Genomic DNA, 23,228 nt, shown 5'->3' with positions numbered 1-23,228 from the left:
CGTTGCCGCAGCCGCCGGCGGCCATGCCGCGCGCGGATTACCTGCGCGCGCTCGCCGTGGTCCTGATCTGGGGCCTCAACTTCGTCGTCATGAAGTGGGGCCTGGCCGGGCTGTCGCCGATGCTGCTGGGCACGCTGCGCTTTTGCGTCGCGGCGCTGCCCTTCGTGCTCTTCATCCCGCGTCCGGCGCTGCCGGCGCGCTACTGGCTGGGTTACGGCCTGGTGCAGGGGTTGGGCCAGTTCGGCCTGCTGTTCTGGGCACTGTCGGTCGGCATGACGGCCGGCATGGCCTCGGTGGTGATGCAGAGCCAGGCCTTCTTCACGATGGCGCTGGCGGCGCCGCTGCTGGGCGAACGCGCGCGGCCGCAGCAGTGGGCCGGCCTGGTGGTGGCCACCATCGGCCTGCTGGCGATCGGCCTCTCGCACGGCGAGGGCCCAGGTCAGATGACGCTGATCGGCTTCGTGCTGACGCTGGGCGCGGCCTTCATGTGGGCCAGCTCCAACCTGGTCGTGCGCCTTGCGGTACGCCACACGCCGAACTACGACCCGTTCGCATTCATCGTCTGGAGCAGCCTGGCGCCGATCCTGCCGTTTGCGCTGCTGGCCGTCGGATTCGACGGGCTGGGCGGCGAGCACGGCGTGCTGGCGCAGCTGGGCTCGCTCAACAACGCCGGCATCGGATCGGTGCTGTACCTCGCGCTGCTGGCCACGCTGGCCGCCTACACGCTGTGGACGCGGCTGCTCAAGCGCCACGCCGCGGCACGCGTGGTGCCCTTCTCGCTGCTGGTGCCGGTGGTCGGCCTCTGGGCCGCGGCGGCCGCCTTCGGCGAGCGGCCGAGCCCGGCACAGTGGGCTGGCACCATCGCGGTGCTGGCAGGCCTGCTGATCAACCAGTGGGGCGGGCGCTCACTTGGCCGCCGATGAAACAATTCGGTACGCCCACCGCGTGACAGGTTGCCGTTCCTAGAGCCGGCAACCGTCAGCATGCCGACAAGCTCCGGCAAAATCGGAACAAAGAAGTTCCATCGGAGATTTCCCTATGTTGCGCGCGAAGCGGTCCGCCTGGGCCGTTCAGCGCGCTGTTGTCTTTGCACTTCTGCTGCGCGAACTCAAGACCCGCCTGGGAGGCCGGTGGCTGGGCGTCTTCTGGCTGCTGCTGGAGCCGCTGGCGTACCTGCTGCTGCAGGTCCTGATGTTCAGCACGATGCACGCGGCGGTGTCGCCGAGCATCGAGTACCCGGTGTTCCTGATCACCGGCATGTTGCCGTTCCTGATCTTCCGCAGCCTGATGTTCAGGCTGATGGACGGCATCGACGCCAACCGCGGCCTGTTCGGCTACCGCCAGGTCAAGCCGATCGACACGCTGGTCTCGCGCGGCCTGCTCGAGATCGGCCTGCAGAGCATCGTCTACCTGATCGCGCTCGCCACGCTCGGCTGGTTCGGCTACCACTGGTGGCCGGCCGAGCCGCTGGAGCTGATCGCGGTCAGCATCGTGCTGATCACGATGGGTGCCTCGCTCGGGCTGCTGTTCGCGGTGCTCACCAACGACGTTCCGCAACTGCGCGCCTTCGTGCGCATCACCTCGTTTCCGCTCTACCTGCTGTCGGGCGTGATCCTGTCGGTGCACGCGCTGCCGCCGGAGCTTCAGAAGTGGCTGCTGTGGAACCCGGTGCTGCACCTGGTCGAACTGTCGCGCCACAGCTTCTTCCCGCAGTACCCGCTGCTGGCCGGCATCAACCTGGGCTATCCGCTGGGCATCACGGTGGTCGTGCTGGCGCTGGCGCTGAGCCTGTACCGCGTTCGCCGCGACCGGCTGATCGCCGCCTGAGCCGCACGCCGCCATGCTCGAACTGCGCCAGCTCACCAAGTGGTACCCGACCCCCCGGGGGCGGCGTTACGTCTTTCGCGACCTCTCGTTCCGCTTCCCGGAGAACGCCAGCATCGGCCTGATGGGCCGCAACGGCGCCGGCAAGTCCACGCTGCTGCGCCTGCTCGGCGGCATCGACACGCCGGACCACGGCGAGGTCTACAGCGACGAGCGGATCTCGTGGCCGGTCGGCCTGTCCGGCGGTTTCCAGGGTTCGCTGACCGCGCGCGAGAACGTGCGCTTCGTCTGCCGCATCTACGGCGCCGACGCCGCCGACATGCGCGACCGGATCCGCTTCGTCGAGGACTTCGCCGAGATCGGCGAGTACTTCGACCTGCCGATGAAGACCCTGTCCTCGGGCATGCGCTCGCGAGTGGGCTTCGGCCTGAGCATGGCCTTCGACTTCGACTACTACCTGATCGACGAAGTGATGTCGGTCGGCGACCCGCAGTTCAAGAAGAAGAGCCGCGAGGTCTTCAAGTCCCGCATGGACCGCTCCAAGATGATCCTCGTCACGCACAGCGTGGCCGACGTGCGCGAGTACTGCAACGTGATCGTGCACCTGCAGTCCGGCAGCGCGACCCTCTACACCGACATCGAGGCCGGCATCGCCGCCTACCAGAACAACGCCCCGGCGCCCCGCTGAATGAAGCTTCTCAAGATCCTGACGCCACGGCGGCTGCAGCTCGCGCTGCTGGCCGCGCCGCTGGCGCTCGCCGCGCTGTACTACGGCGTCTTCGCTGCCGACCGCTATGTGAGCGAGTCGGTGCTCACCGTGCGCCAGTCCAACCACGCCGGCGGCGGCGTTCCCGGCGCGGCCCTGCTGCTGGCCGGCATCACGCCGCCCTCGCGCGAGGACGTGCTCTACCTCAAGCACTACATCCACTCGACCGAGCTGCTGCGGCGCCTGGACGAGCGGCTGCAGCTACGCCAGCACTACGAGCAGCCGCGCCTCGATCCGATCTATCGCCTCTGGGGCGGCGCCAGCCAGGAAGACTTCGGCCAGTACTACCGCGACCGCGTCGAGGTGCTGCTCGACGACGTCTCGGGCCTGCTGACCGTGCGCGTGCAGGGCTTCGACGCGCCGTTCGCGCAGGAGCTGAACCGCGCGATCCTCGAGGAGAGCGAGGCCTTCGTGAACAAGCTGTCGCAGCGCATGGCGCAGGAGCAGTTGCAGTTCGCCCAGGCCGAACTCGGCAACGCCGCCGAGAAGCTGCAGGCGGCCAAGAGCAAGATGATGGTGTTCCAGGCCACGCACAAGGTGCTCGACGCCTCGGCCCAGGCCCAGGCCAGCGGCGCGCTGACCAGCGAGCTCCAGGCCCAGCTCAGCAAGCACGAGGCCGAGCTCAAGAACCTGCTGACCTACCTCAACGAGGACGCCTACCAGGTGCAGGCCCTGCGCAACCAGGTCAAGTCGATGCGCAGCCAGCTCGACGTGGAGCTCAGCCGCGCCACCGCGCCCAAGGACGGTCGCCGCCTGAACGCGCTGGCCGCCGAGTTCCAGGACCTGCGCCTGCAGGCCGGCTTCGCCGAAGACGTCTACAAGCTCGCGCTGACCGCGGTCGAGAGCGGCCGCATCGAGGCCACGCGCAAGCTCAAGAGCCTGGCGGTCATCGAACCGCCGACCCGCCCCGAGACGGCCGAATACCCGCGCCGCCTCTACAACCTGATCACGCTGATGGTCCTGAGCGCGCTGCTGTACGGCATCGTGCGGCTGATCCTCGCGACCATCGCCGAGCACCAAGACTGAGCATGAACCGTCGCCTCACCCTTCGCTCGATCCGGGCTCTCGCCGCGCTGCTCGCCACCGCTGGTGCAGCCCTGGCCCAGGCCCAGCTCACCAACGATCCGCTGAACACCAGCCCGCGCGGCGCGACCCAGCTGCCGGCACTGCGCACCATCGCCGCACCGGCCCCAGCGCCGGCACCGGCGCCCGTGCCGACGCCCATGCCGCCGGACCCGAGCACCGCGGCCAAGCCGCTGGTCTTCGGCTCGCAGATCTTCAGCGGCCGGTTCGCGTCCGAGGCCTTCAACGGCTTCAACGCCGACTACCAGCTCGCGATCGGCGACCGCATCAGCGTTCGCATGTGGGGCGCCTTCAACTTCGACGCGGTGCTGGCGATCGACCCGCAGGGCAACGTCTTCATCCCCAACGTCGGCCCGGTCAACGCGGCCGGGGTGCGCAACGGCGACCTCAACCACCACGTCGAGGCGCAGATCAAGCGCGTGTTCCGCGCCAACGTCGGCGTCTACGCCACGCTGGAGGCGGCACAGCCGGTCAAGGTCTATGTCACCGGCTTCGTGCGGGCGCCCGGCCTCTACGGCGGGCTGTCGTCCGACTCGGTGCTGTACTACCTCGACAAGGCCGGCGGCATCGACCCCGAGCGCGGCAGCTACCTCGCGGTCGACGTGCGCCGCGCCGGCAAGACGCGCGCCCAGTTCAACCTCTACCGCTTCCTGCTCGACGGCCAGATCGAGCCGCTGCAACTGCAGGACGGCGACACCGTCGTCGTCGCGCCGCGCCAGTACACGGTGCAGGTCGGCGGCGAGGTGCTGAACCCCTACATCTTCGAGTTCTCCAAGAGCAGCGTCGACGCCGCCGAGCTGCTGGCGGTGGCGCGTCCGCGCCCGGGCGCGACCCACCTGAGCGTGGTGCGCAAGGTTGGCGCCGAGCGTCGCAGCGACTACTACCCGCTGGCCGAGGCCTCGCGCGTGACCATCGCCGACGGCGACGAGGTCAGCGTCACCTCCGACAAGTACCCCGGCACGATCCTGGTCCGCATCGAGGGCGCCCACCTCGGCGAGCGCACGCTGGTGCTGCCCTACGGCTCGCGGCTCAAGGACGCGATGGCCCGTCTGCGCCCGGCGCCGCAGGCCAACGTCGACGCCGTGCAGCTCTACCGCCGCTCGGTCGCCACGCGCCAGAAGGAACTGCTCGAGACCTCGCTGCGCGGCCTCGAGACCTACGCACTGACCGCGCGCAGCGCCACCAGCGAAGAAGCCGCCCTGCGCACGCGCGAGGCCGAACTGCTGCTGCAGTACATCGAGCGCGCCAAGACCGTGCAGCCCAAGGGCCAGGTCGTGCTGGCGCAGAAGGAGCAGGCACCGTCGACGCTGCTCGAGGACGGCGACGTGATCCGCGTGCCCGAGCACAGCAACCTGGTGCTGGTCGGCGGCGAGGTCAACGCGCCCAACGCACTGGTGTTCGAAGAAGGCACCTCGGCCAAGGAATACATCAAGCGCGCCGGTGGGTTCACGCAGCGAGCCGACTCGGCCCGGCTGCTGGTGATGCACCAGGACGGCAGCGTCGCCGAGGATCCGTCCAACGGCATGCGTCCGGGCGACGAGATCCTGGTGCTGCCGAAGATCGAGACCAAGACGGTCGAGATCACGCGCGGCATCACGCAGATCGTCTACCAGATCGCGGTCGCGGCCAAAGTGCTGTTCGACCTCTGAGGCAGCGATGAGTGACGCTTTGCAGGCCGCGCCGACGGCCACGGGGCAAGGCTTGCCCGAGGCCGGGTGGCTCGCGCGCCTGCAGGCGCAACTGCGCTGGCGCGTCGGTCCCGAGACGCTGCGCCCGGCGCATCAGATCGAGCCTCTCGGCGACGAGCCGTCGGGCTACCGCTCGACCGGCACCGACCCGCATTTCCGCCTCGACGGCCTGCTGGCCGCCGGCTGGTACATGCTCGAGCTGAAGATGCGGCTGCCGCGCGCGCGCGCCCAGGCCAAGCTGTACCTCGACTGCGGCAGCGGCGAGAGCGAGGCGCTGAGCGCTCCGCTGCCGCTGCGCTGGGGCCGCATGGCCAAGCGCATCGTCCACGTGCCGGCACCGGCCCGGCTGCGCTTCGACCCGCTCGACGAGGCCGGCGAGTTCGCCATCCAGCACTTCGCGCTCAAGCGCGTCTCGGCCGCCTTTGCCCACGGCCGCATCGCCGCCAAGCTGCGCGACAACGACCGGCGCTATGCCGACGACGCCACTCCGGCGCCGACCGAGCCGCTGCAGCGCTGGCGCCACTACCAGCACGTCTTCGAGCGGCGCGACCACGCCGAGGCCAACTACGCCGAGTGGATCGAGCAGTGCGAGAAGCCGGCCTTGCCGAGCCGCGCGGAGCAGCAGGCCGAGCAGGCCAGCTGGGCCTGGCGGCCGGGCTTCTCGATCCTCACGCCGACCTACAACACCGACCCGGATCACCTGCGCGCCTGCCTCGACAGCGTCATTGCGCAGAGCTACCCGCACTGGGAGCTCTGCGTCGCCGATGACGCCTCCACCGACCCGCAGGTGCGTGAAATCCTGGCCGAGTACGCCGCGCGCGACGCGCGCGTGCGCCTGCTGCTGCGCCCGGTCAACGGCCACATCGTCGAGGCCACCAACAGCGCGTTGGCGATGGCGGGCCACGAGTTCGCGGTGCTGCTCGACCACGACGACCTGCTGCCCTCGCATGCGCTGCACATGGTGGCGCGCGCGCTGCAGCATCGCCCGAGCGCGCAGCTCGTCTACAGCGACGAAGACAAGCTCAGCCCGGCCGGCGAGCGCTGCAACCCGTACTTCAAGCCCGACTTCGCGCCCGACCTGCTCTACGCGCAGAACTACGTCTCGCACCTCGGCGTGTACCGGCGCACGCTGCTCGAGCGCATCGGCGGCTTCCGCAAGGGCTACGAGGGCAGCCAGGACTACGACCTGGTGCTGCGCTGCGTGGCGCAGATCGCCGATCCGGCCGACGTGCTGCACGTGCCGCAGGTGCTCTACCACTGGCGCATGGCCGAGCAGTCGACCGCGCATGGCGGCCACAACGCCAAGCCCTACGCCACCGAGGCGGCGCGGCGCGCGCTGCAGGATCACTTCGACGCACTCGGCCGCGGCGTGCGCACCAGCGTGATCGCGCCGGGCCTGTATCGCCAGCACTGGCCGATCCCGCAGGCCGAGCCGCTGGTGAGCCTGATCGTGCCCACGCGCGACGGCCACGACATCCTGCGCAACTGCATCGAGTCGATCCTCGAGAAGACCAGCTACCGCCAGTTCGAGATCCTGATCGTCGACAACCAGAGCAGCTGCGCGCAGACGCTGGCCTACATGGAGCAGCTTGCGTCCGAGCACCCGGACCGCATCCGCGTGCTGCGCTACGACCGGCCCTTCAACTACTCGGCGATCAACAACTTCGCCGCCCGCCATGCGCGCGGCGAAGTGCTCGGCCTCATCAACAACGACGTCGAGGTCATCAGCCCCGGCTGGCTCGGCGAGATGGTCGGCCATGCGCTGCGGCCGGAGATCGGCTGCGTCGGCGCGATGCTGTACTACCCGGACGACACGATCCAGCATGCCGGCGTGGTGATCGGCATGGGCGGCGTGGCCGGGCATGCCTTCAAGACCCAGCCGCGCGGATCGCGCGGCTACTTCGACCGCCTGCTGGTGAGCCACAACGTCAGCGCCGTGACCGGAGCCGTGCTGCTGCTTCGACGCGCGGTCTTCGAGCAGCTCGGCGGGCTCGACGAGGCCGGCCTCACGGTGGCCTTCAACGACGTCGACCTGTGCCTCAAGGCCCAGGCCGCCGGCCTGCGCAACCTCTGGACGCCCTGGGCCGAGCTCTACCACCACGAATCCAAGAGCCGCGGCGACGACTTCGCGCCCGCGAAGCGAGCCCGCTTCGAGGCCGAGTGCGCGCTGATGGAAGCGCGCTGGGCCACGGCGATCCTCCACGACCCCTGCTACAGCCCGCACCACGTGCGCGAAGAGAGCGGCTTCGTCCTCGCGGCCCCCGCCGCGACGAGCCAGGCCGCCGCACTGCAGCCCCAAGAACACCCAGTACCGGAACCGGCATGAAACTTCTCTCTCCCCGCAAGCCGATCGCGGACCCGATCAAGATCATCACGCCCGATCCCGTCGAGGCGCCGGTGGTGCCGGTGGCCCCGGTGGCGCCGCCTGCGGCCTTGGTCCATGTCGATGCCGCCTACCTCCTCGAGTCGCAGCTGGTCGTCGTCGGCTGGGCCTCGCCCGGCCTGTCGCTCGCGCTGGCCCACGAGCAGTTCGCGCCCGAGGCGCGCTGCGTCCGCGTCGAACGTCCGGATGTGGCCGCCCACGTCGGCCTGCCTTCGGGCGCCGGCCTCGGCTTCGTGCTCATCGTCGAGGCGCAAGCGCAGCGCCCCACACCGACGCTGCAGTGGCGCGACAAGGAACAGCGCCTGCTCGGCACGCGCGCGCTGCAGCCGCAGAAGTGCACCGAGCTGTCCGCGCAGGAGCTGTTGGCGCTTGGCATTGCCGCGACGCCGCTGGCCACGGTGCTCGCGCCGCACGGCGCCCTGTGGCAACAGCTCATTGATCGCGTCCCCGCGGCGCAGGTCGCCTGCACCGCGGCGCGCGGCTACCTCGAAGTGGCGGCCGCCTGCCGCCAGAGCGGCGACGCGGTCGTCGTCGGCTGGACCGTGCAGGCACCGGGCACCGCCGTCTGGCTCGAAGACGACCAGGGCACCATCCACTCGCTCGCAGGCGCCTACCGCCGCTTCCGCCAGGACGTGCAGGACGCCGTCGGCCACGACTTCATCCACGGCTGCCGCGACGCCGGCTTCTGCCTGCGGCTCGACGGCCTCGCACCCGGCCGCGTGCTCACGCTGAAGGCGCTGACGACGGCGGGCGTGCATGCGCTGGGCGAGGTGCAGTGCGGCACCCTGCCGGCCGACCCGGTGGCCGCCGCGCGCTGGCTGTTCGGCCTGAGCGTGCCGATGGCCGAGATGCATCGCCGCGTGCCGCTGTTCGACTCGGCGGTGCTCGAGCCGCTGCTGCGCCGCCGCCAGTTGGCCTGGCAGGAACTGCCGGTCAAGCTGCGCGAACTCGGCACGGCCGTGGCCGACCCGATCGTCAGCGTGATCGTGCCGCTCTACGGCCGCACCGATTTCGTCGAGCACCAGCTGCTGGAATTCTGCAAGGACGCCTGGTTCGCCAAGCATGCCGAGCTGATCTACGTCATCGACGACCCGCGGCTCGTCGACGGATTCCTGACCGAGGCCGAGACCCTGCATCGCCTGTACCGGCTGCCGTTCAAGTGGGTCTGGGGCAACGCCAACCGCGGCTTCTCGGGCGCCAACAACCTGGGCGCTGCGCAGGCGTCCGGGCTTCACCTGCTGTTTCTCAACAGCGACGCATTCCCGCAGAAGCCGGGCTGGCTTGAAGCCCTGGTGGAGGTGCTGGAGACGCGGCCCGAGATCGGCGCGGTGGGGCCGCGCCTGGTGTTTGGCGACGGCTCGATCCAGCACAGCGGCATGGAGTTCATGCGCCGCGAAGAGCTGGGCATCTGGATCAACCACCACCCCCGCATGGGCCTCGACGCCGCGCTCGACCCGCACCGCGAACTGACCACCATGCGCGCCATCACCGGCGCCTGCATGGCGATGCGCCGCGCCGACTTCGACCGCATCGGCGGCTGGGACACCGGCTACCTGATCGGCGACTTCGAGGACTCCGACCTCTGCCTCAAGCTGCAGACGGCCGGGCTCGACGTGGCCTACCTGCCCACGGTGCAACTGACGCACCTGGAGCGGCAGTCCTTCAAGCTGCTCGGGCAGGACGAGTTCCGCACCCGCGTGGTGATCTACAACGCCGTGCGCCACCAGACCCGCTGGGGCGCGTTCATCGAACAGGGCGAACAACGGCCCCAGGCCGCCTGAAGCGCGCGCACGAAGAGCAGTCATGAGTCATAGCAGCAACAGACAAGAACGCATCCTGGTGATGGCGCACGCCCACCCGGACTTCAGCCTCGGCGGCGGCGAGATCGCCGCCTACAACCTCTTCAAGGCCTACCGCGACAGCGAGCAGATCGAGGAGGCCTGGTACCTCGGCCGCGCCGACCGCGGCCGTGGCCCCAGCGGCCACATCAACCTGCGCCGGCCCAACGAGTACCTGTGGGAACAGGCGGTGCACGACTGGCACCTGATGAAGGCCGCGCACCAGGACTCGCTGACCACCTGGTTTGCCGACCTGATCCGCGCCCTCAAGCCGACCGTGGTGCACACCCACCACTACGCGCACCTCGGGCTGGAATACCTGCGCGTGATCAAGCAGGTGGATCCGAGCATCCGCATCGTGATGACGCTGCACGAGTACATGGCCATCTGCAGCAACAACGGCCAGATGATCAAGACCGGCAGCTTCAAGCTCTGCAGCCGCGAGAGCTACGACGACTGCCGGCAATGCTTTCCGCAGAAGACGGCCGAGGACTTCTGGCTGCGCAAGCACTACTTCCAGAGCCACTTCGAGCTGGTCGACCAGTTCGTCTCGCCCTCGGAGTTTCTGCGCCAGCGCTACATCGCCTGGGGCCTCAAGCCCGAGCAGATCGTCGTCATCGAGAACGGCCAGAGCGACGAGCCGGCGCTGGAGCCGCGTCCGCTGGCCGAGGGCGAGACGCGCAACCGCTTTGGCTTCTTCGGCCAGATCAACCCCTTCAAGGGCCTGCACGTGGTGCTCGAAGCCCTGAGCCAGATGCCCAAGGCCGAGCGTAAGAAGATCGTGCTCGAAGTGCACGGCGCCAACCTCGAGCAGCAGGCGCCGGAGTTCCAGGAGAAGGTCAAGGCGCTCGCCGAGCCGCTGATCAAGCAGGGCGTGGTCGTCTGGGCCGGCGCCTACCAGCCGCACGAACTGCGCACCCGCATGGCCGGCGTCGACTGGGTCGTCGTGCCGTCGATCTGGTGGGAGAACTCGCCGATGGTGATCCAGGAGGCGTTTGTCTGCGGGCGGCCGCTGCTGGTGTCGGATATCGGCGGGATGCGCGAAAAGGTTCGAGATGGCATCGATGGACTCCATGTCAGCGCGGGGAACGTGCTGGCTTGGCAGCGCACGTTGCTTGAAGCACCACGCAGCTTCGGCGAACTCTCGGCCGGCATCCAGAAGCCGAAGTCACACCAGAAGATCGCTAGCGCCCATCTGTCTTCAAACTTCGTCGAGGCCCAGCAATGAAACGAGTCGGACTGATCGATAACCTGCAGGACATCCCAACTTTCATCGGAACAAAGTTCGAGACGGCGTCTGCAGCCGAAGTCATGAAGGCGACCGGTGGCAACACGGGCAACGTCGCTTTCGTGCATGCGGCCCGCAAGATCCTTGGCAATCCGATCACCAGGATCGGCTGGGGCTGGACTCCGAGCGTCGTCCGAGAGCGGGTTGATCACCTTGTCATCTGCTGTGCCAACCAACTTGGCAAGCACGCTGACTTGGGGTCCTGGGCGGACCGGCTCGAACAATTCGATCTCCCGGTAACCCTGCTTGGCCTAGGAGCACAGTCCGACACCCTGAATGTGGCGCCTGAGATTCCAGCGGGAACTGTGCGCTTCCTGCAACTCGTTAAGCGATTGAACCGCTCGTCCGAGACCAACATCGCCGTTCGAGGGACCTTCACTCAAGATGTGCTTCTGGGACATGAGGTGCCGTCGCTGGCGATAGGCTGCCCTTCGCTTCACATCTCGCCAGTCCGCGATCTGGGTGCGTCCATCGTCGCGACGCAGCAGCGTCGCGAAGTGCAACGGGTTGCTGTCGCGGCGGGCAACCCTTGGCACGGCCCCTCGGCCTCACTGGAGCGCGTGCTCGTCGACATCGTCGACGCTTACCAAGGCGAGTACATCATTCAGCATCCGGAATCGATGCTGCAGTTTGCCTTTGGTGAGGTCGATGCGATCTCTCCCCAGGCAAAAGCCCGCTTCCTGGAGGTCTACGGCCAACGCTTCGGCTTCGAGGAGTTGCTGGAGTGGTATCGCCGCTATGCCGGGATCTATGTCGATCCGGCAACTTGGCTACGCGCGTTGAGACGCTTCGACCTTGCAATCGGGCCGCGGTACCACGGCGTCGCGCTAGCGATTCAAGCCGGCCGTCCCGGCTGCGTGATCACCATCGATAGCCGCACCGAAGAGCTTTGCCTTGGGACGGCCGTGAAGCATATGAGGATGACGGAGGCAGCCGGCCTCGGCGCCGACGAACTGGTCGCCCGTGCTGCTTGGTCGGGCGATGACGCCGAGCGCTTCGACCAGGCACGGCTAGTCAAGGCTGTCGAGTACACCCACTTCCTCCAGGCCAATGAACTGCAGCCCTCCGAGCACCTGCAGTGCAACGCGCGCCTGACCTAATCCTGGCTCTATGAATCGCCCATGCGATCAACCAAAACATGATCATTGAGCGCCAACAGGAGCATGTACTCATCGGCTGGATGGATGAGACCTGCTTTAGCCCTGACCTCAAACTGCTGCTCCGCGCGGCAGACAAGACCTTGGCATCCTGGTCCTTCGCCGATATTCGCTTCGAGGCTGCAATCTCGGGCAAGCGCTACTGGAGTCTCGCTTTAGCCTCGTCTGACCAAGCGCTCTCGGTTGTTGACGGTTCGCTGCAACTGTTGCTCTTGGCCGATGGCCGAGAGAAGGCCTTTCGCATCTTTGGTCCGCTGCAGGAAACGCTCAAGATGCGATCGCTCGACTTGGCTAGGCTGGGTTCCACCTTCAAGCTATTGCCCGGTCCGCATCGGGAGGCTTTCCGTCGAGCTGTCGAGTATGGGACTCGACCCCATATCCGCTCCGCCGTAAAGCGGCAGCGAGCATGCGTCATCACTTATGCCAATGACAGCGGTGGCTGGTTCGAGGTCTTCCGACGGCACTACGAACAGCAGTTGGGTGACACGGCCTTCATCTACGTGGTGACTCCACAGCCCGAGTCCTTCGACGGCGAACGGCTTGGAGGGATCACCGGGCTGAGGGGCTTTGCCTTCGACGACTTCGCCCGAAGCCAACTTCTCTCTGGCATGGCTCGCGGATTGGCCGCGTACTACGAGTGGGTCATTGTCGCGGACGTTGATGAACTGATATTTGTTGAATCGCCCGACGGAATTGGATGTCGCACCCTTGCCGACAGACTTGGCGATCCAGAACTACCAGAGATCAGCTTCAGTCTTGGCCTGGACATCATCCAAGGTGCGAACGAGGCTGACTTCGACCACGCTGCGCCGCTCCTGGGCCAACGGCGTTACGCCGTGCCGAACAGTGGCATGTGCAAGCCTCACATCACACGCGGCACGGTGAACCTCGACATCGGCTTCCACTATTGCCAAGTTCCTCCTCGGTTTGCTCCGTCCGGAACCGGCTTTGTGATGTTTCATCTCAAGTACGCCTGCCGAACTACGCGCACGGATGTCGCACGTATCGTCGAGCGCACGGCCTATGCCGATGATCGGATCAGGTCCTATGCCTATGACAGCGTGGGGCGTCGTTCGGCGCACCCTGGCCTGAAGGCTGCTTCGCCAGACACGGCCGTAGTCCTGCGGCAATGGGATCGGCAGGACTTCGAGCGACGGATTCGCGCTCAAGTCGGCTATGACGCTGACCGTGACCTCCACGTCGGAAAGAACTTCACCGAGGACGTCGTGATCGATTTGAGGGGCCATACGGGTGAGTAACCGTCTCCAGGGGACTATCGGTTACGTCCTAGGCGAATCGCTGGCTGGCTGGGTCCAGTGGGACAGTCCGACGCCCGGTCGCCTTAGGTTGCTTCGTCACGGTGCTCTTGATGCCGAGGCCATAGTGAGAGTCGTCCGCGAGGAAGCCTCTGGCGGAAGCCTCACCCAGCACTTCGAGATAACCCCAGTACGGGTCGTTTCGGTCGAGGCACTCGACAACGGCACGCTGCAGGTCGAGGCACTAAGTTCCTCCGGCGCGCTGCTCATCCTGCCGATCTGGGGCCTGCTACGGCTCGCTGCTCAAGTGGCGCGGCTCCCGCGGTCTCAGCGGGCGGCGTTGACGCGCTGGGCGAATCTCATCGAAGGTCCAACTGCTACAGATGAATCAAGCGACGCCCCACCCGCCGCACTTGCCGCCCAAGCATTCGGATTCGGGCAGGTGTCCGAGGACGGCGACGTTATCTGCGGCCGCAATGGCCACCTATTTCTAGGGCAGGGCACGAACCGCGTAAAGGAGCTCTACGGGCTGCCCCCACGCGATCTTCCCGAGCGCTGGGCAGAACTGTTTCATCGTCGCGCCGAAGCGCTCGCTGCTCGAGGCTGCCGCTACGCACAGATCGTCCTCCCAGAGAAGTCCTCGGCACTCCGCTGGTTCTGTCCCTTCGACGTGGCGGGGCCTTCGCCGCTAATGCAGGAGGTGCTCACCTCCGCCGCCTGCGTGCTCGATGGTACGAAAGGTAGCCTCGTCTCCGTGGACTTCGGCGATGCGCTCCAGGAAGCGATCGACTGCTTCCAGCTACGGGATTCACACCTCTCGACTGAGGGTGCGCGTCGCGTCGTTGTGCAAGTGATGAATGCGCTGGACTTGTCCTTTGATGAGCCCACCCTGGAGTTCGAGGACCGTCTGCTGCGCGGCGATCTGGCCGGACGATTTGCTGGCGATCAGCGCGAACTCGTGCGGCTGGCAACTCGGGTCAGCTTCGCCGGGCGATCCTCGCATCCGGTTGTGGTCGACTCCGTCGATCCGTCCTCGGGGCACAAGGGTATGCGCCGCGTTTGGAAGAATGCCGCAGCTCCCTTTCCCCATCGCGTGGTTGCGATGGCCAACTCCTTCTTCGAGCGAGGCGGGGCTTCGACACAACTGTCATGGTGGTTCTCTCATCTCTTCGCCGAATTCCACTTCTGTTGGGATCCAGAACTCGACGAGGACTACGTTTCGAAGGTTTCGCCGGACATCGTGATCTGCCAGACGATCGAGCGATTTCTGCGCGCCGTTCCAGCGCAATGAGTCCGACTGCAGTTCGGAACCCGGGTTGCAGTTCTTTCGTCGCGCCACGGGTGGTGCTCGGCGCCGCTAGCGACTCGCTCGAGACCGCACGCCAGCGTGCGCTATCCCTGTCTACCTAGCCCGACCCTTGCCCGACCGCCTCACCGTCCACGTCAAGCAAGCCGAGCGCTCCTGACCCCTCCGTCTTTCATGCAAGCCGTTCTGAGCTCCCTGCGCGCCGCGTTCACGCCGCGCAGCAGAAGCCCGCTGATCCTCGCCGCCATCGCCAAGAACGAAATGGCTGCCGTCCACGAGTGGACGGCCTGGCATCGCCTGCAGGGCTTTGATCGGCTGGCGGTGGTGGACAACGGCAGCACTGACGGCACGGCGGAGTATCTGGAGGCGCTGGCCCAGTTGGGGCTGTGCGAGCTGCTGCACATCGGCAAGTGCGATCGCTTCCAGGTCGTGGCCTACGAGCGCCTGCTCGGCCTGCCGGGCAGCAAGGATGCGGTGCTGTGCTTTGTGGACCTCGACGAGTTCGTGGTCAGCGAAGCGCCCGGCCGCACCGCCGGCACCCTGCTGCGCAAGGCCTTTGCCCGGCGCAAGGTCGGCGCGGTGGGCATGCACTGGCGGCTGTTCGGGTCCAACGGCCATGTCGAGGCCGGGGCCGAGCCGGTCACCCAGCGCTTCATGACGCACGCGTCCGACACGCAGCGCAGCATCAACATGCACATCAAGACGGCGGTGCGGGCCAGCGCCTGCAGCAAGTTCTTCGTGCACAACGCGCTGCTGGCCGAGGGCTACCAGTACCTCAACGGCGCCCTGCAGGAAGCGCAGTTCGTGGACCACCCGCACAAGAAGAACCCGGTGCGCCACGCCACCGCGTTTGCTTCTCCCATCGGCGGCGCCTTGCGGGTGCACCACTACGTCATCAAGTCGCGCGCGGAATACGAGGCCAAGGTCGCGCGGCGCAGCGCCGAGTCGGCCATCCCGCTCAACTGGGACGCGCCCGGCTTCTTCAAGGCGCACGACATCAACGACGATCGCTGCGAGCTGATGCTGGCCCACAGCGATGAGCTGCAGGCCGCCATGGCAGGACTCGACCGCCAGTTGCGCGAGGGCTCTCACTTTCACCTGCAGGTGCGCGGCGCGGTGGATGCGGTGTCGCCGCGCGGCGTGGTCGGCTGGTTGGCCGACGCGGCGGCCGATGACCCGGCCACGCTGAGCGTCAAGATCTACGTCAACGGCCACTGGCAGGGCCAGTGCGTCGCCGACCTGCAGCGTCCGGACTTGGTCAAGGCGGGCGTGTCGCGCAGCGGCCGGGCCGGTTTTCATTTCCGCTTCGACGCGCCGCTGCAGGCCGGCGACGTGGTCCACGTGCGCGCCTGCGCCAACCCGACGGCGCTGGCCCGGGACACGCATGTCATCGCCTGAGCGCATGAGCGCCGTGCCGGGCCGCCCCAAGCAAGCTCGCTCCCGCTTGGCGGGACAGGCCGCAGGCCGAAGGGTGCACCAATGAAACTTTCCGCCGGCCTGCTGGCGCGCTTGCGCAACAAGCTGTGGCCGCGCGCGTCTGCGGCGCCCGACGCGGCGCAGGCCCGGTTGGGCTCGACCCTCGCCTACTTCGCCGACGCCCTGGGGCATGAGGGCGAATGGCAGGGCCACGTCCTGTGCACGCCGGCGCAGGCGGTGATCGTTCGCTATGTGGACCGCGAGACGCGCCGCCGCTTTGCGCGCCCGGTGCGCGGCACGCAGCGACTCGTCTATTTCATGGACGACGACCTGCTCGATGAGAGCGTGCTCGCCGAACTGCCCAAGGCCTACGCCGACAAGCTCCGAGCCCAGGCTGGAGCGCACCGCGATTGGCTGCTGCAGCACTGCGACGAGTTCTGGGTCTCGACCCCGGCGCTGGCGCGCAAGTACGCCGCGCTGCAGGCGCGCGTGGTGCCGCTGTCGCCGGCGCCCGAGCTGCTGCGCGGCGCGCAGGCGCTGAGCCTGCGCATCGCGTATCACGGCTCCGCGGCGCACCGCGCCGAGCTCGAATGGCTGCGGCCGATCCTGGCCGAGGTGCTGGAGCAGGCGCCCAACGTGCATGTCGAGCTGATCGGCGACCACTCGATCAACCGGCTCTTCCGTGAGCTGCCGCGCACCACCATCCTGCATCCGATGAGCTGGCCCAACTACCTGGCGCACACGCGCTCGGTGCGCGCCGACATCGGCCTGGCGCCGCTGCTGGCGGGTGGCTTCAACGCGGGGCGCGGCCCGGTGAAGTTCTTCGACTACGCGCGCATGGGCGCCGCCACCCTGGCCAGCGACGGCCCGGTGTTTGCCGAGTTCATCCGCCACGACAATGACGGCCTGCTGCTGCCCAACGACCCCGAGGTCTGGGCCGACACGCTGCTGGCGCTGGCCCGCGATCCCGGGCGCATGCAGCGGCTCGCGCGGGCCGCGCAGCAACGCGCGTGGCAGCAGGCGTCGCCGGCCGGCACGGCGGCGCCCTCGCAAGCCGACCAGCCCCTTTGCCTTCAGTCATGACCGAAGAAGCCACGTTCAAGCGCCAGCCCTTGCTGCTGAGCGGCCACCAGGATTGGCAGTGGTCGCTGGACCTGCCGCGCAACGACAAGGTCGTGCGCGACGCCACCCTGGGCCTGCGCATCGAGGGCTGGGTGCTGCCGCCCGCGCAGCTGGTTTCGGCGCAGCGGCCGGTACAGCTGTGGCTGCGGCAGGTCGATGCCGAGACGCCGGCCTTCGTGCTGCCGCTCAACGTCGAGCGCAAGGACGTGATCAGCAAGGTACTGGCGCAGGAGCCGGGCGGGCATCCGCAGCTGCGCTGCGGCTACCTGGCCCATGTGCAGCTGGCGGACGGCGTCTGGGAGCTGGGCTACGCGCTCGGCGAAGCTGTGATGTGGATCTCGCGCTGGAACATTGGCCGGCCCGCCTTGCGCCTGGTGGCGGTGCCGACCTCTGCCGCAGCGCCTGCCGCGCGAGAAGCCGCACCAGCAGCCGCACCAACGGCCACCCCGGCCCCGGCCGCACCGCCCGGCCCGCCGCCCTTGAAGGTGCTGCATGGCACCGAAGGCTGGCTGTTCCTCGACAACGACTCCAACCGCAGCGTCGACCAGTTCACCGGCCGCCTGCTGCTCGACGAGCCGGCGCTGGACCAGTGGCAGGCCTACCTGGACCAGGGCCTGGCGCTCGCCGCCTCGGTGCACGCACGCCACGCGCTGGTGATCGCGCCGTCCAAGGAGCAGGTGCTGCCGCAGCACTACCCGCACCCGCGCGCGCCGCTGACCGTGCTCGACCAGGTGCTGGCGCTGGCGCGACCGGAGCATCACGTGGTCGATGGCGCGGCCCTGCTGGCGGCGCAGCCCGCGCCCGAGGCCTGCTTCATGCGGACCGACACCCACTGGACCGACCGCGGCGCGCTGCAGGCGGTGCTGGCGGCGATCGAGGCGCTGGGCTTCGACGCCGCGCTCGCACGGGCCGCGTTCGAGGCCGACAGCTACCGCGTGATCCGCAACGCGGGCGACCTCGGGCTCAAGTTCGATCCGCCGGTCTACGCGCCCACCGAGTTCCTGGTCGGCCACAGTCCCTACGAGGGCGCGCGCTTCGACAACCGCCTGCCCAACTTCGGCCGCGTGATGATCTTCGAGCAAGCCGACGCGCCGCTCGATGACTCGCTGCTGATGTTCGGCGCCTCCTCGGGCTACACGATGCTCAAGTACCTGCGGCGCCTGTTCAAGCGATGCGTGTTCGTGCACAGCGCGGGTCATGTGGACCCGGCCCTGGTGCGCCACGAGCAGCCGGGCGCGCTGCTGCTGCAGTCCAACGGGCGCTTCCTGGTGGAGCCGCCGCGAACCGACTTCGACACGCGCGGGCGCGTGGCCGCCAAGCTGGCAGAGGCCAGCGAGGGGCTGCGTGCGCATGTGCAGGCGCTGCTACAAACCGGACCGACCGACGCCGCCGACACACCCTACTTCGCGATGCTCGGAGCCTGCGCATGACCCGCCGCCTGCTGCACCACGCCGCGCTCGCCGCGGTCATGCTGGCGCTGGTGGCCTGCGGCGGCGGCTCCGACGCCGCAACCGCCGAAGCGCAGCTGCCGCCGCCGGTGCCGCGACTGGTGGCACCAGGCAACTGGGCCGTGATCGGCTCGTCGAGCGCCGCCGGCGCCGGCGCCAGCAGCGGCAAGGCCTGGGTCGCGCAACTGCAGTCGGCGATGCAGGGCCGGAGCGTGCAGATCGCCAACCTGGCTCTTGGCGGCACGACCACGTACCACGGCCTGCCTGCGAGCGCGACGCCGGTGGCCGGCCGCCCGACGCCGGATGCGGCGATCAACATCGACGCCGCGCTCGCAGGCACGCCGAAGCTGGTGCTGGTGTCCTACCCGAGCAACGACACCGCGCTCGGCTACGCGGTCGACGAGACGCTGCGCAACCTGCTGGCGATCCGCGCCGCGGCGCAGGCGCGCGGCGCGGCGGTGCTGCTGCTCTCGACCCAGCCGCGCGCGCTGACACCAGCCCAGCTGGCGCAGATGCCGCAGATCGACGCCGGGCTGCGCGCCGCTGCCGGCGACTGCTTCGTCGAGTTGCGCGAGGCACTGGCCGGCCCCGATGGCCGGCTCGCGCCCGCCTACGACGCGGGCGACGGCGTGCATCCCAACGATGCCGGCCATGCGCTGATCTTCCAGCGCGTCAAGGCCGTGATCGACGGCGGGCGCTGCGTTCGCACGAGCTCGCCGTGAGCGCCGATCCGCGGCCGGCGCTGGCGCTGGTCACGCCGGGGCTGGCGCGCGTGGCGACGCTGCCCGCGCTGTTCGACGATCACCGGCTGGTGCGCGCGGCCGATCCGCAGTTGCGCGCGGTGCTGGCCTGGGGCCGCAAGCCGAGCGCGCAGGCGGCACAGCGCTTTGCCGCCGCGCACGGCGTGCCGAGCTGGCAGATCGAGGACGGCTTCCTGCGCTCGGTCGAACTCGGCCACCGCGAGCCGCCGCTGTCGGTGGTGGTCGACCGCCTAGGCGTCTACTACGACGCGACCTGCGCCTCGGAGCTGGAGCAGTTGGTGCAGGCGCCGCTCGACGCCGCGCAGGCGCAGCGCGCTCGCGACCTGGCCACGGCGTGGCGCGGCGGGCGGCTCTCCAAGTACAACCATGCACGCGAGCGGCGCGACCTGCTGGCGCCGGGCGCGGTGCTGGTGATCGACCAGACCGCGGGTGATGCGTCGATTGCCTTCGGCCTGGCCGATGCCGGCTCCTTTGCCCGCATGCTCGAGGCCGCGCTCGACGAGCACCCGCAGGCGACGATCGCGCTGAAGGTGCATCCCGACGTGATCGCCGGCCGCAAGCAGGGCCACTTCGGCGCGCTCAGCGCCGGCCAGGCGGCGCGCGTGCAACTGGTGGCGCAGGACTGCCATGTGCCGGCCCTGCTCGATGCGGCGCAGGCGGTCTACACCGTGACCTCGCAGGTCGGCTTCGAGGCGCTGCTGTGGGGCGACAAGCCGGTGCGCTGCTTCGGCATGCCCTTCTATGCGGGCTGGGGACTGACGCGCGACGAGCAGGCAGCGCCGGCGCGCCGCGCGCCGGCCGCGCCGGAGCAGCTGGTGCACGCCGCGCTGCTGCGCTATCCGCGCTATCTGGATCCCGAGACCGGCCTGCGTTGCGAGGCCGAGCGCCTCGTCGAGTGGATGGCGCTGCAGCGGCGCCAGCGCGAGCGCTTCGCACCTGCGGTGCACGCGCTCGGCTTCTCGCGCTGGAAGAAGCCGATCGTGCGCGCCTATTTCGGCGGCAGCGAAGTGAGCTTCGTGCGGCGCGAGGCGCAGGTGCCCGAGGGCGCGACGCTGGCGGTCTGGGGCCGGCGACCGCTGGCCGGATCGCGACACGAGGTGGTGCGGCTCGAAGACGGCTTCCTGCGCTCGGTGGGCCTTGGTGCCGACCTGGTGCGGCCGCTGTCGTGGGTGATGGACCGCAGCGGCATCTACTACGACGCGAGCGCGCCGAGCGAGCTCGAGGACTTGCTGGCGAATGCCCGCTTCGATGGGCCCTTGCTGGCACGCGCGCGGGCGCTGCGCGAGCGCATCGTCGGTGCCGGCCTGAGCAAGTACAACGTCGGCACCGGCGACTGGCAGCCGCCTGCGGATGGGCGGCCGATGGTGCTGGCGGTGGGCCAGGTCGAGAGCGATGCATCGATCGCCTGGGGGGCAAATGCGCTGCGCCGCAACATCGACCTTTTGAAGGCCGCGCGCGCGGCGCGGCCCGAGGCCTGGCTGGTCTACAAGCCGCACCCGGACGTGGTGGCCCGGCTGCGCCGTCGCGGCGAGGACGAGGACGAGGCGCACCGCTGGTGCGACGAGATCGTCAGCGACGCGCCGATCCACCGCCTGCTCGAAGCGGCCGAGGAGGTGCACGTGATCACCTCGCTGGCCGGCTTCGAGGCGCTGCTGCGCGGTCGCCGCGTGCATTGCCACGGCCAGCCTTTCTATAGCGGCTGGGGCCTGACGACGGACGCCGCGCCGCACCCGCGCCGCACGCGCCGCCTGTCGCTCGATGAACTGGTGGCGGCGACGCTGCTGCTGCACCCGACCTACGTGAGCCGCACGACCGGTCGCTTCACCAGCGCGGAGCGCGCCCTCGACGAGCTGCTGCAGTGGCGCACCGAGCCGACGCCGCCCACCTCGGCATGGCGTCGCGCGTGGCGTTTTTGGGCTCGCTGGCGTAACCGCTGATTGCCGACGGCGGCAGCGTGAATTTCGCCACGCGAGGCGAAATTGCTGTGCCGCACAATCGAGGCACAAAGAAATCCGGGCGGAATCCAGCGACTCACAGGGAGGAGCGGCCGAACGCCTGAAGCTGGATTCGAATTGCCGACGCCCACCGCGCCGACCGCCGCTGCATTCCCGCCCCTGTCCCTGAGAGCGCTGCTCCAGGAGCGCCGGGTGCTCCTGTTGCAGGGGCCGATGGGACCGTTCTTCGCGAACCTGGCCGACGTGCTCGAGCAGCACGGCATCGGCGTGAGCAAGGTGCACTTCAACGGCGGCGATGCCTGGTTCTATGGCCGCCGCCCGGCCGACCGCTACAACGGCACGCTCGATCAATGGTCCGGGTGGCTGGCCCAGCGACTGCAATCACGCCGCATCGACGCGATCGTGCTGTTCGGGCAGGTGCGACCGGTGCACGAGGCCGCGATCGCGGTGGCACGCGAACTCGGCGTGCGCTGCTACGTCTTCGAGGAAGGCTACCTGCGGCCCGACTTCGTGACGCTGGAGACCGGTGGCGTCAACGCCTGGTCGCCGCTGCCGCGCGAGGCCAAGGCCTACGGCGAGCGCCGCCCGCGCATGCCCAAGCCGGCACCGACCGGCCAGCGCTTCCGGCGCACGGCCTGGATCGCGATCCAGTACAGCTTCACGAGCACGGTGGCGCGGCCCTTCTTCGGCTCGCTGCCGCACCACCGGGCGCTGAACCCGATCACCGAGCCACTGCGCTGGGTGCGCAGCGGCTTGCGCAAGCTCCGCTACGCGTGGTCGCAGCGCCATGAACTCGCCCGGCTGTGCGCGCCCGAGACGGCACGCCGCTGGTACCTGTTCCCGCTCCAGGTCGCCAACGACAGCCAGGTCACGCACCACTCGCCGTTCGGGTCGATGACGACGGCGATCGACGCGGTGCTGGCCTCCTTTGCCGACCACGCGCCGGCCGATACCCACCTGGTGGTCAAGCACCACCCGATGGATCGGGCCTACAGCGACTACTCCTCGCTGCTGCGCCAGCGCGCGCGCGAGTTCGGGCTCGAGGGCCGCATCCACTACGTGCACGACCTGCACCTGCCCACGCTGCTGCGCCATACGCGCGGCGTGGTCACGGTCAACAGCACGGTGGGACTGCAGGCGATGTACCACCGGGCGCCGGTCTGCGTGCTCGGCGAGAGCTTCTACGCGATCCCGGGCCTGGTCCACGGCGCAGGGCTGAGCAGCTTCTGGCGCACGGCCGCCGTGCCGGATGCGGCCCTGTTCGCGCGCTTCCGCGCCCACCTGCAGCGCCACACGCAACTCAACGCGAGCTTCTATGCCGCGGCGCCGGGCCTGGCTCACCTGCTGGCCGCGCCGGTCGAGGTGTCGCGCCCGCAGGAACTCGCACCGCTGGGCTCGTCGCGTCGCTACGCGGCCTGAGCCTTCGCGTCTCCGGCGCCGCTGCAACAGCGGCGCCGTTGCAGTTCGGTTCGACGCTCAGGGAGTGGCGAGGCTATCGCTGAACGCGCTTCAACTGTGTGCAGCGGCTCGGGCCTGGCCGGCCCGGCCTCAACCCGCCAGGCGCGCGACCTCCAGGCCCGACGGCTGGCGCGCCACGCCGAGCATGAACACGACGATGAGGCACGGCTCGCTGCCCCGGTTGCGCCATGCGTGGCGGGTGCCGTTCTGGACCACGGTGTCGCCGGCGCGCAGATGCACCGCGACGCCATCGTCCAGTTCGAGCCAGACCTCGCCCGAGACGATGTATTCGAAGTCGATGGTGTCGGTGGTGTGCATGCCGGGGTGGCTGCGCTCCATGTGCTCGACTAGGGCCTGTTAACGCTACCGGAGGGCTCGCGCCCGGGCCGGGGGGGGCGGGGGGGGGGGGGGGGGGGGGGCCCCCGGGGGGGGGGACCAACAAACCCGCCACCCCCCCCCGCGGCCGCGAACGGCCGGGG

Annotated in this window: 18 protein-coding genes; 17 read left to right on the top strand and 1 reads right to left on the bottom strand. The window is 68.9% G+C overall.

The features are described from left to right. Positions 1-23: 23 nt before the first annotated feature. The 17 genes from EV670_RS10035 to EV670_RS09955 all read left to right on the top strand — a co-directional run bounded on the left by EV670_RS10035 (position 24) and on the right by EV670_RS09955 (position 22,710). Positions 24-923 carry an EamA family transporter gene (locus tag EV670_RS10035; RefSeq protein WP_130432767.1) on the top strand — a complete coding sequence of 300 codons (900 nt, stop codon included), beginning with the start codon at positions 24-26 and terminating at the stop codon, positions 921-923. 115 nt (positions 924-1,038) lie between these two features. Continuing rightward, the gene (locus tag EV670_RS10030; RefSeq protein WP_130431736.1) at positions 1,039-1,827 is read left to right on the top strand and encodes an ABC transporter permease; all 789 of its coding nucleotides are present in this window, start codon (positions 1,039-1,041) and stop codon (positions 1,825-1,827) included. Positions 1,828-1,840: 13 nt separating this feature from the next. After that, entirely contained in the window at positions 1,841-2,512 is a 672-nt protein-coding gene (locus tag EV670_RS10025; RefSeq protein WP_130431735.1) for an ABC transporter ATP-binding protein, read from the top strand. Then, a complete protein-coding gene (locus tag EV670_RS10020; protein ID WP_130431734.1) occupies positions 2,513-3,616 on the top strand; it encodes a KpsE/RkpR family capsule polysaccharide export protein in 1,104 nt (367 codons plus the stop codon). Positions 3,617-3,618: 2 nt separating this feature from the next. After that, entirely contained in the window at positions 3,619-5,322 is a 1,704-nt protein-coding gene (locus tag EV670_RS10015; RefSeq protein WP_130431733.1) for a polysaccharide biosynthesis/export family protein, read from the top strand. A gap of 7 nt (positions 5,323-5,329) precedes the next feature. Next, entirely contained in the window at positions 5,330-7,687 is a 2,358-nt protein-coding gene (locus tag EV670_RS10010; RefSeq protein ID WP_130431732.1) for a glycosyltransferase family 2 protein, read from the top strand. After that, a complete protein-coding gene (locus tag EV670_RS10005) occupies positions 7,684-9,525 on the top strand; it encodes a glycosyltransferase (RefSeq protein ID WP_130431731.1) in 1,842 nt (613 codons plus the stop codon). The genes EV670_RS10010 and EV670_RS10005 overlap by 4 nt, the downstream gene beginning before the upstream one ends. 22 nt (positions 9,526-9,547) lie before the next feature. Then, positions 9,548-10,810: a glycosyltransferase family 4 protein gene (locus EV670_RS10000; RefSeq protein ID WP_130431730.1), complete on the top strand. Its 1,263-nt coding sequence runs from the start codon at positions 9,548-9,550 to the stop codon at positions 10,808-10,810. Continuing rightward, a complete protein-coding gene (locus EV670_RS09995) occupies positions 10,807-11,970 on the top strand; it encodes a polysaccharide pyruvyl transferase family protein (RefSeq protein WP_130431729.1) in 1,164 nt (387 codons plus the stop codon). The genes EV670_RS10000 and EV670_RS09995 overlap by 4 nt, the downstream gene beginning before the upstream one ends. Before the next feature lie 38 nt (positions 11,971-12,008). Next, the gene (locus tag EV670_RS09990) at positions 12,009-13,286 is read left to right on the top strand and encodes a hypothetical protein (protein ID WP_130431728.1); all 1,278 of its coding nucleotides are present in this window, start codon (positions 12,009-12,011) and stop codon (positions 13,284-13,286) included. A gap of 124 nt (positions 13,287-13,410) precedes the next feature. Then, positions 13,411-14,574: an alginate O-acetyltransferase AlgX-related protein gene (locus tag EV670_RS09985; RefSeq protein WP_130431727.1), complete on the top strand. Its 1,164-nt coding sequence runs from the start codon at positions 13,411-13,413 to the stop codon at positions 14,572-14,574. A gap of 189 nt (positions 14,575-14,763) precedes the next feature. After that, on the top strand, positions 14,764-15,987 hold the full coding sequence (locus EV670_RS09980) for a glycosyltransferase family 2 protein (RefSeq protein WP_130431726.1): 1,224 nt from the start codon (positions 14,764-14,766) through the stop codon (positions 15,985-15,987). Positions 15,988-16,068: 81 nt separating this feature from the next. Continuing rightward, the gene (locus tag EV670_RS09975; protein WP_130431725.1) at positions 16,069-17,088 is read left to right on the top strand and encodes a glycosyltransferase; all 1,020 of its coding nucleotides are present in this window, start codon (positions 16,069-16,071) and stop codon (positions 17,086-17,088) included. Next, on the top strand, positions 17,085-18,557 hold the full coding sequence (locus EV670_RS09970) for an alginate O-acetyltransferase AlgX-related protein (RefSeq protein WP_130431724.1): 1,473 nt from the start codon (positions 17,085-17,087) through the stop codon (positions 18,555-18,557). The genes EV670_RS09975 and EV670_RS09970 overlap by 4 nt, the downstream gene beginning before the upstream one ends. After that, the gene (locus EV670_RS09965) at positions 18,554-19,297 is read left to right on the top strand and encodes an SGNH/GDSL hydrolase family protein (RefSeq protein ID WP_165393292.1); all 744 of its coding nucleotides are present in this window, start codon (positions 18,554-18,556) and stop codon (positions 19,295-19,297) included. Before EV670_RS09970 ends, EV670_RS09965 begins: the two co-directional genes overlap by 4 nt. Further along, the gene (locus EV670_RS09960) at positions 19,294-21,273 is read left to right on the top strand and encodes a capsular polysaccharide biosynthesis protein (protein WP_207225051.1); all 1,980 of its coding nucleotides are present in this window, start codon (positions 19,294-19,296) and stop codon (positions 21,271-21,273) included. The genes EV670_RS09965 and EV670_RS09960 overlap by 4 nt, the downstream gene beginning before the upstream one ends. A gap of 210 nt (positions 21,274-21,483) precedes the next feature. After that, on the top strand, positions 21,484-22,710 hold the full coding sequence (locus EV670_RS09955; RefSeq protein WP_130431722.1) for a capsule biosynthesis protein: 1,227 nt from the start codon (positions 21,484-21,486) through the stop codon (positions 22,708-22,710). Positions 22,711-22,839: 129 nt separating this feature from the next. Here EV670_RS09955 and EV670_RS09950 read toward each other — a convergent pair whose 3' ends face one another. Beyond that, positions 22,840-23,088: a cupin domain-containing protein gene (locus tag EV670_RS09950; protein WP_130431721.1), complete on the bottom strand. Its 249-nt coding sequence runs from the start codon at positions 23,086-23,088 to the stop codon at positions 22,840-22,842. Positions 23,089-23,228: the final 140 nt, after the last annotated feature.

Source organism: Rivibacter subsaxonicus (genome assembly GCF_004217215.1).
Classification (GTDB): Bacteria; Pseudomonadota; Gammaproteobacteria; order Burkholderiales; family Burkholderiaceae_C; genus Rivibacter; species Rivibacter subsaxonicus.
The sequence above is the reverse complement of the archived record's forward strand: the minus strand, read 5'-3'. Positions and strand labels throughout refer to the sequence as shown.

Coding starts and splice junctions, on each gene's coding strand:
- EV670_RS10035 (WP_130432767.1), top strand. CDS start 24: ATGCCGCGCGCGGATTACCTGCGCGCGCTCGCCGTGGTCCTGATCTGG.
- EV670_RS10030 (WP_130431736.1), top strand. CDS start 1,039: ATGTTGCGCGCGAAGCGGTCCGCCTGGGCCGTTCAGCGCGCTGTTGTC.
- EV670_RS10025 (WP_130431735.1), top strand. CDS start 1,841: ATGCTCGAACTGCGCCAGCTCACCAAGTGGTACCCGACCCCCCGGGGG.
- EV670_RS10020 (WP_130431734.1), top strand. CDS start 2,513: ATGAAGCTTCTCAAGATCCTGACGCCACGGCGGCTGCAGCTCGCGCTG.
- EV670_RS10015 (WP_130431733.1), top strand. CDS start 3,619: ATGAACCGTCGCCTCACCCTTCGCTCGATCCGGGCTCTCGCCGCGCTG.
- EV670_RS10010 (WP_130431732.1), top strand. CDS start 5,330: ATGAGTGACGCTTTGCAGGCCGCGCCGACGGCCACGGGGCAAGGCTTG.
- EV670_RS10005 (WP_130431731.1), top strand. CDS start 7,684: ATGAAACTTCTCTCTCCCCGCAAGCCGATCGCGGACCCGATCAAGATC.
- EV670_RS10000 (WP_130431730.1), top strand. CDS start 9,548: ATGAGTCATAGCAGCAACAGACAAGAACGCATCCTGGTGATGGCGCAC.
- EV670_RS09995 (WP_130431729.1), top strand. CDS start 10,807: ATGAAACGAGTCGGACTGATCGATAACCTGCAGGACATCCCAACTTTC.
- EV670_RS09990 (WP_130431728.1), top strand. CDS start 12,009: ATGATCATTGAGCGCCAACAGGAGCATGTACTCATCGGCTGGATGGAT.
- EV670_RS09980 (WP_130431726.1), top strand. CDS start 14,764: ATGCAAGCCGTTCTGAGCTCCCTGCGCGCCGCGTTCACGCCGCGCAGC.
- EV670_RS09975 (WP_130431725.1), top strand. CDS start 16,069: ATGAAACTTTCCGCCGGCCTGCTGGCGCGCTTGCGCAACAAGCTGTGG.
- EV670_RS09970 (WP_130431724.1), top strand. CDS start 17,085: ATGACCGAAGAAGCCACGTTCAAGCGCCAGCCCTTGCTGCTGAGCGGC.
- EV670_RS09965 (WP_165393292.1), top strand. CDS start 18,554: ATGACCCGCCGCCTGCTGCACCACGCCGCGCTCGCCGCGGTCATGCTG.
- EV670_RS09950 (WP_130431721.1), bottom strand. CDS start 23,088: ATGGAGCGCAGCCACCCCGGCATGCACACCACCGACACCATCGACTTC.